Source organism: Streptomyces sp. NPDC002309 (assembly GCF_053593375.1).
Genome location: NZ_JBSFCI010000087.1, coordinates 1 through 7,859, shown reverse-complemented (window position 1 = coordinate 7,859; position 7,859 = coordinate 1). Strand labels below are relative to the sequence as shown.

The window sequence follows — 7,859 nt, the reverse complement described above, 5'->3', positions numbered from 1 at the left end:
GGGGCGGCACCCGACCGGGTGCCGCCCCCTCGCGATGCCCTGCCCCGGCTCTCAGCCGCTCTGCTGGCCGAACGGGCGCCGTGCCAGGACGGCCGCCCAGCCGGTCGCCACGCGCCCCTTCACGGCCAGCCACCGCTCGTTGAGGTCCCAGAGCGCACGCACCGCCGAGCGTGGTGCGAGGACGGCGCGGACCCGGGTCCGCCTGCCCGCCCGGGAGCGCAGCGCCACCCGCACCTGGTGCACGTCGTCGGTCAATCCGGCCTCGGCGCGCGGTTCCCGTGCGAACAGCACCTGCTCCACGGCACCGGCCACGCGGTGCACCGAACGGGACGTCGGCTCGTCCAGATGGCCGAGCCGCACGATCCGCGCGGCCGCCTTGCGCGGGGTGAGCGCGTCGTCCGGTGCGATGCCGTAGTCCCAGGCGGTGTCCGTCAGTTCGCGCCAGACGGCCAGCACATGCCCGGCGGCCGCCTCGGCGGCGTACCGCCCGTCCGGCTCCACGGCGAGGGTGGTCACCGCGACGCCGTCGTCACCGCCCTTCCCACGGCGTCCGCGGCCGAGCCCACCCGGGGCGGGGGACCCGGTGTGCCGGGCCGAGGCCAGTCGCACCGACCGCCGTCTCAGCCGCCACAGCATGGGCAGCAGGGGCACGACGACCAGCGCCACGACCAGGAGCGTCCAGCCCGCCGTCCGGTACCAGGGCCGGCCCGCGTCGTCCGAGGCGCCCGGGTCCAGCGGCAGCGCACCGCCGCACAACTGACCCCGCTCGTCCTGCCGCACGCAGCTCTCGCTCGTGGACGGCTGGGCCGAGGGAGCCGAGTCCGCGGACTGCGCGGCCTCCGGCAGGTCGGGGACCGTGCTGGGCACCTCCGGCTGGGTGTACGTGGGCGTCGAGCCCCGGTTCGGCGTCGGCTCGAAGCGGGTCCAGCCCACGCCCTCGAAGTACAGCTCGGGCCACGCGTGGGCGTCCCGCAGGCCCACCGCCACCGAGCCGTCCGCCTGCGCCGTCCCGGGCGCGAAGCCCACGGCGACCCGGGCCGGTATGCCGAGCGTGCGGGCCATCGACGCCATGGCGAAGGAGAAGTGCACGCAGAAGCCCCGCTTGTCCCGCAGGAAGCGGGCGATCGCCTGGGAGCCGCTGCCGGCCTGCACCTCGGTGTCGTAGGTGAAACCGCCGGACACCGCGAAGTACTCCTGGAGCGCGACCGCCTGCTCGTAAGGGTTCTTCGCGTCGGCCGTGATCTCGCGGGCCGTGCGCGGGACGACACCCGGCAGGGACTCCGGCACCTGGGTGAACTCGCGCCGGAGCGCCGTGGGCGGGGCCGGCGCCGAGGCCAGCTGCTCCGCCGTCGGCTGCACGTCGAGGCTGGTCACCTCGTAGGTGGCGCCGCGGGTGGTCTGGCCGTGGTCACCCACGAGCGTCATGCCGACGGGCTCGTAGCGCCAGTTGCCGTCGACGTCGACCCCGCTCGGCGGATACGGCATCGGCAGCCAGTCCTGGGCGTAGGAGTCCGAGGCCGCGATACGGGTGCGGACCTCGGCGCGCCGGATGTCCGGGCCCAGGCCGACGGGCGTCGGGAGTTCGTCGGGCACCGCGACGATATTGCGCCGGGAGGGCTTCCACGTGGTGCCGTCGAAGTCGTCCAGGGACACGATCCGCAGATACGTGCTGGAGAGTTGGCGCGTGCTGGTGCGCAGGGTCAGGACCGTGCGGTCCTCCTCGACGTTCAGGCTGTCGCGCAGGGACACCAGCGGGTTCACCGCGGAGATCGTGCCGCCGCCTCCGCTGCCCGTGCCGACGCCCGTCCCGGCGGGGTCCAGCAGGCCGCCGTCCATGGTGGGCAGGGCCAGCGGTACGGCCAGGGCTATGCCCAGCGCCACCACGCCGATCCGCCGCCCCGCGCGCACCGGCGCCACCGGGCCGGCGGGCTCGCGGCCCGGGCCTCGCTGCGCGCCGCCGAACACCCGGCCCCACTGCGACAGCCGGTCGCGCCCCTCGGCGAGCAGCAGCATCAGATAGCCGGCCGCGGCGATCAGGAACCACACCCAGCCGCCGGCGCCGTCGGACAGTCCGGCGGCCACCGAGTACAGCGCGAGCAGCGGGAGTCCGGCCGGGGCGGCGCTGCGGAAGGTCGCCGCCAGTACGTCGACCGCGAGCCCGATCACCACGACACCGCCGACGAGCATCAGCTTGATGCCGACGGACAGCGGGGCCGGGATGGCGTATCGCCCGACGTCCTGGGTGCCCTGCCGGAGCAGGTCGGCGAAGTGCACGAAGGCGTCGGGGCCGGGGATCACCCCGATGACCGCGTACTCCGGGGCGAAGAGCAGGGTCAGCAGCATCAGCGTGACCAGTGCCTGGAGGGCCACCGTCAGCGGGCGCGCCAGCGGGACCCGCCGGGCCGCCGCGCCCACCCCCGTCTGGACCCCCAGCAGCACGGCCGCCTGCACGAACCACGAGACCTGGTCGACCAGCGGCAGCAGGGCGCACGACGCCATCAGCGTCGCCGCCGCGGCACACAGTGCCATCCGCGCCTGCCCGCTCATGACCACCCCTCCCCGGCGGCCGCGCCGCCCGCCGCCACGACACCGCTGCGCTCACGCTCCGCCTGGCGCCACAGGTCGTGCAGCGAGGCACCCCTCGGGACGCGCACGGCCGTCCATCCGGCCTCGCGCAGCATCCGCAGCCGGTCCTCGTTGCCGTTCGGCGGGCCGGGCGGGTCCGTCGCCTCCCGCACCCAGTCGGCGCTGTCCAGGACGAAGGCGACCGCGCCGCCGGTGCGCTGGCGCATCCGGGCGGCCACCGCGGCCTGCTTCTCGTCCAGGTCGCCGAAGAAGGCCACCAGCAGTCCCTCGTGCCCGCCGCGCAGCAGGTCGTAGGCCCGCGACAGACCCATGCCGTCGGAGTGGTCGATCACCGCGAGGGTGTCCATCATCAGGCCGGCCGCGTCCGCCGACTCCTGGCTCGCGCCCGCGAAGCCGTCCGCGCCGTCGCCGGGCACCGAGGTGCCGGTGTCGGTCGACAGCCGCACCGAGAAGCCCCGTTCGAGCATGTGCACCAGCACGGACGCGGCGCCGGAGACGGCCCACTCGAAGGCCGAGTCGGGACCCGCTCCCGCGAAGGCGACGCCCCGGGTGTCCAGCAGCACCGTGCAGCGGGAGCGCTGCGGCTGCTCCTCGCGGCGCACCATCAGCTCGCCGTGGCGGGCGGTGGAGCGCCAGTGCACCCGGCGCAGGTCGTCGCCGTGGCGGTACTCGCGCGGGATCACGTCGTCCTCGCCGGCCAGCGCCAGCGAGCGCAGCCGCCCGTCGCCGTACCCCTTCGCCTCGCCGGCCAGCCGTACCGCCGGCAGCGCCTCCACGCGCGGGATCACCGTCAGGGTGTCGTACGTCGAGAAGGACCGCGTCAGCTCGCACATGCCGAACGGGTCGGTCAGACGCAGCTGGAGCGGGCCCAGCGGATAGCGGCCGCGCAGGTCGGAGCGGACGCGGTAGGACACCTCGCGGCGGCCACCCGGCTCCACGCGGTCGAGCACGAAGCGGGGCCGCGGGCCGAGTACGTAGGGCACCCGGTCCTGGAGCATCAGCAGACCGGTCGGCAGCCGGGAGACGTTGTCCATCCGCAGATGGACCCGCGCCTCGGCACCGGCGGGCACGCGCGCGGGGGAGAGCCTGCGGCTGCCGGCGACCCGGTAGCGCGTGCGGTACAGCACGGTCGCGCACACCAGGGGCAGCGCGGCCAGCAGCAGCCCGACCCGGAGCAGGTCGCTCTGGCCCAGGACGTAGGAGCAGACGGCCGCGGCGACCCCGGCGGCGAGGAAGGAGCGGCCGCGCGTGGTCAGACCGGCCAGGGCCGTGCGCAGGCCGCCCTTGTCGCCTTGGCCGGCGTCGGCGGGAGCGGGCCCCGCCGGGGCGGTCATCACAGCCTCCGGGGCGGCTGCTGCCCGTACGCCTGTGCCCCGTGGCCCAGGCTGCCGAAGACGTTCTGCTGGGGGGCCGAGGGCACCGGTGTGCTCTGCAGGATCTCCTGGACCACCTGCTCCGCCGTGCGGCGGTTGAGCTGGGCCTGCGCGGTGGGCAGCAGACGGTGGGCCAGCACGGCCGCCGCGAGGGCCTGGACGTCGTCCGGCAGGGCGTAGTCCCGGCCGCTCAGGGCCGCCGAGGCCTTCGCGGCGCGCAGCAGGTGCAGCGTCGCGCGGGGCGAGGCGCCGAGTCTCAGATCGGGGTGGCTGCGGGTGGCGGCGACCAGGTCCACCGCGTACCGCCGGACGGTCTCGGCGACGTGGACGCCGCGCACCGCCTCTATCAGCTTCACGATCTCGTGCGCGTGCGCCACCGGCTGGAGGTCGTCCAGCGGGCTCACCCCGCCGTGCACGTCCAGCATCTGCAGCTCGGCCTCCGCGCTCGGGTAGCCGATGGAGACCCGGGCCATGAAGCGGTCCCGCTGGGCCTCGGGAAGCGGGTAGGTGCCCTCCATCTCGACCGGGTTCTGCGTGGCGACCACCATGAAGGGGCTGGGCAGCTCGTAGGTCTGCCCGTCGATGGTGACCTGGCGCTCCTCCATCGACTCCAGCAGCGCGGACTGGGTCTTCGGCGAGGCGCGGTTGATCTCGTCGCCGATCACGATCTGGGCGAAGATCGCGCCCGGCTTGAACTCGAAGTCCCTGCGCTGCTGGTCCCAGATGGACACCCCGGTGATGTCCGAGGGCAGCAGGTCGGGCGTGAACTGGATACGCCGCACCGAACAGTCGATGGACCGTGCCAGCGTCTTGGCCAGCATCGTCTTGCCCACACCGGGGACGTCCTCGATCAGAAGATGCCCCTCGGCGAGCAGTACGGTCAGCGAAAGCCGCACGACCTCGGGCTTGCCCTCGATCACTTCTTCCACCGCACTGCGGATCCGATCCGCGGTGGCAGTCAGATCAGTGAGGCTCGCTCGATCGTCATAGGTCGTCACCCGGCCCTCCTCGGCCCGTTCTTTGCCACGGGCCGACGCTCTGCGATGCGTACCCGGCCCACCCCGAAACACGGACACCACGCGTGAACAGCTCCGCGCGACGCCACACCCGCATTCTTGCCGCCGTTACCGATTCGTGTCACTCGACTGTGGACAACTGGCCGCGATATGTCGGGTCTTACAGCAATTTGTTCCGCCCTGGGCCCGGGAATCCCATGGAACGGGATCCCCGGGCGGCGGTCACGCCGGGTCGATCTCGCGCAGCCGCCCCGTCCGCACGTCGAACACGAAGCCCCGCACGTCGTCGGTGTGGAGCAGGAACGGCGAGCTGCGTACCCGCCGCATCGACTGCCGGACGTCCTGGTCGACGTCCGTGAAGGACTCCACCGCCCAGGCCGGGCGCTGGCCGACCTCCGCCTCCAGTTCGGTGCGGAAGTCCTCGGTGAGGGACTCCAGGCCGCAGCCGGTGTGGTGGACGAGGATCACGCTGCGGGTGCCCAGCTTGCGCTGGCTGATGGTGAGCGAGCGGATCACGTCGTCGGTGACGACGCCACCCGCGTTGCGGATGGTGTGGCAGTCGCCGAGCCGCAGGCCGAGCGCGGCGTGCAGGTCGATCCGGGCGTCCATGCAGGCCACCACGGCGACCTGGAGGACCGGGCGGGCGTCCATGCCCGGGTCGCTGAAGGCGGCCGCGTACCGCTCGTTCGCCTCGACGAGGCGGTCGGTGACAGTGCCGACGCCGGCTATGGCGTCCTCGGAGCCGGCGGGAACCGATGCAGAAGTCGTCATGGTGACGACGGTACTGGTCACCGGCGTTCGGGTCCTGTTGTGAGGCAGGACAAAGAACGTCATCCCGCCTCAATGTGAGCTAACCCACAAGCGTGGCGGGAATGCGCCCTTACGAGTGATCATCACCGGTTCGCGGGTTGATCCCCGACCGCCGCCGCGACGCGCAGGCCGGTTGATTGACCGCGACAGAGCGTGGACTAAAGTGACGCGAAGCGGGAGGCGAGGCTCTCCCCGCTGCAGCGAATCCCCGGATTCCGGCGTGGTTGCCGGAGATCCCCCACGTGCGCGGCGCGTACGTACGGCTCGGCCCCCACCCGCTCCCGGCCGGCTGACGCCTCGGCGCCGGCAGGCCTCCCCTTCACGAGCGGGCGGGGACCCGGCGGTACGTACCGCCCGCCGGACCTGAGAGGGCCACTTGAGCCAGAGTCGACACGTCCCGGTGATGCTCCAGCGGTGCCTGGACATGTTGGCACCCGCCCTGGAGCGGCCCGGAGCCGTGGTCGTCGACTGCACGCTCGGCCTCGGCGGTCACAGCGAGGCGCTGCTCGCCCGCTTCCCCGAGGCCCGCCTCGTCGCCCTGGACCGGGACAAGGAGGCACTGCGCCTGTCCGGCGAGCGGCTCGTGCCGTACGGCGAGCGCGCCTCCCTCGTGCACGCCGTGTACGACGAGCTGCCCGAGGTGCTGGACAGGCTCGGCATCGCGCGCGTGCAGGGCGTCCTGTTCGACCTGGGGGTCTCCTCCATGCAGCTCGACGAGGCGGACCGCGGCTTCGCCTACTCCCAGGACGCCCCGCTGGACATGCGCATGGACCAGTCGACCGGAGTCAGCGCCGCCGAGGTCCTCAACACCTACCCGGCCGGTGAGCTGGTGCGGATCCTGCGCGCGTACGGCGAGGAGAAGCAGGCCAAGCGCATCGTGTCCGCCGTCGTGCGCGAGCGCGACAAGGAGCCGTTCCGCAACAGCGCGCGGCTCGTGGAGCTGATCAGGGACGCGCTCCCGCAGGCCGCCAAGCGGACCGGCGGCAATCCGGCCAAGCGCACCTTCCAGGCCCTGCGCATCGAGGTCAACGGCGAGCTGTCCGTCCTGGAGCGGGCGATCCCGGCGGCGGTCAAGGCGCTGGACGTGGGCGGGCGGATCGCGGTGCTGTCGTACCACTCGCTGGAGGACCGGCTGGTCAAGCAGGTGTTCACCGCGGGCGCGACCAGCACCGCGCCGGCCGGACTGCCGGTGGTGCCGGAGCAGTACCAGCCCCGGCTCAAGCTGCTCACCCGTGGTGCCGAACTTCCCTCCGAGGAAGAGGTCGCCGAGAACCGCCGCGCGGCCCCGGCGCGACTGCGCGCGGCGCAGCGGATCAGGGAGGACGTCGAGTGAGGCAGCCGATCGGGCGGGCATCCGGCTCGGGGAACCGCGGCCGGCCACCCACCCCACCTCACCGCACGAGCGGGTCCGGCATCCGCGCCGGTGCCGCGTCGGCCGAGGTTCGCCCCGTCGCGACGCCCGGCACGCCGGGAGAACGCACCGGACGCCGCTCCGCGCGGGCAGACCTTGACCGACGCGGCACCAGGGGAGGGTGAGTGAGCAGGAAACCCGAACTGAGGGGAAGGGCGGCGCGACTCGCGCGGCTTCTGCCCACCGGACGGGGGCAGGCCGCGCGCACGCCCTTCGTCCTCCTCGTCGTCCTGCTGCTCGGCGGCGGACTCATCGGCCTGCTCGTGCTGAACTCGGCGCTCAGCGAAGGGTCGTTCCAGCTCGACGACATCCAGCGGGAGACCAAGAGCCTCACCGACGAGGAGCAGGCCCTCCAGCGCGACATCGACGCCTACTCCGCGCCCGACGCCCTTCAGCGGCGCGCCCGCGAACTCGGCATGGTCCCCGGCTCCGACCCCGCCTTCCTCGACCCCGACGGCACCGTCAAGGGCCTGCCGTCCGCCGTCGCCGCCGAACCGGCCTCCGCACGCCACCCCCTCGTCCTCGCCCCCGAGGCGATGGCCACCGGCCTCGCGTCCGCCGGGTCCGGCTCGCCCGCACCCGCGGCCACGCCCGCCCTCCCCACGGCCGCCGTGCCCCCCACCCCGGCGCCGGCCGACCCCCGGACGGCGGCCGCGGGCCGGG

6 protein-coding genes are annotated in these 7,859 nt (G+C 73.8%); 2 read left to right on the top strand and 4 right to left on the bottom strand.

The window, feature by feature from the left end:
- Positions 1-51 precede the first annotated feature (51 nt).
- From ACWCPM_RS34325 to ACWCPM_RS34310, 4 genes are all read right to left on the bottom strand, one after another.
- Complete coding sequence (locus ACWCPM_RS34325) at positions 52-2,547, bottom strand: transglutaminase family protein (RefSeq protein ID WP_450980183.1); 2,496 nt, start codon at positions 2,545-2,547, stop codon at positions 52-54.
- The gene (locus ACWCPM_RS34320) at positions 2,544-3,920 is read right to left on the bottom strand and encodes a DUF58 domain-containing protein (protein ID WP_450980182.1); all 1,377 of its coding nucleotides are present in this window, start codon (positions 3,918-3,920) and stop codon (positions 2,544-2,546) included. Before ACWCPM_RS34320 ends, ACWCPM_RS34325 begins: the two co-directional genes overlap by 4 nt.
- Positions 3,920-4,957, bottom strand: coding sequence for an AAA family ATPase (locus ACWCPM_RS34315; RefSeq protein WP_450980181.1), 1,038 nt, complete (start codon positions 4,955-4,957; stop codon positions 3,920-3,922). The genes ACWCPM_RS34320 and ACWCPM_RS34315 overlap by 1 nt, the downstream gene beginning before the upstream one ends.
- Before the next feature lie 240 nt (positions 4,958-5,197).
- The gene (locus tag ACWCPM_RS34310; protein WP_450980180.1) at positions 5,198-5,746 is read right to left on the bottom strand and encodes a beta-class carbonic anhydrase; all 549 of its coding nucleotides are present in this window, start codon (positions 5,744-5,746) and stop codon (positions 5,198-5,200) included.
- Positions 5,747-6,161: 415 nt separating this feature from the next.
- Here ACWCPM_RS34310 and rsmH point away from each other — a divergent pair, with 415 nt between their 5' ends.
- Both rsmH and ACWCPM_RS34300 read left to right on the top strand, forming a co-directional pair.
- Positions 6,162-7,118: a 16S rRNA (cytosine(1402)-N(4))-methyltransferase RsmH gene (gene rsmH / locus ACWCPM_RS34305; RefSeq protein WP_450980179.1), complete on the top strand. Its 957-nt coding sequence runs from the start codon at positions 6,162-6,164 to the stop codon at positions 7,116-7,118.
- A gap of 203 nt (positions 7,119-7,321) precedes the next feature.
- The coding region (locus ACWCPM_RS34300; RefSeq protein ID WP_450980178.1) for a septum formation initiator family protein at positions 7,322-7,859 on the top strand (538 nt) is incomplete at its 3' end.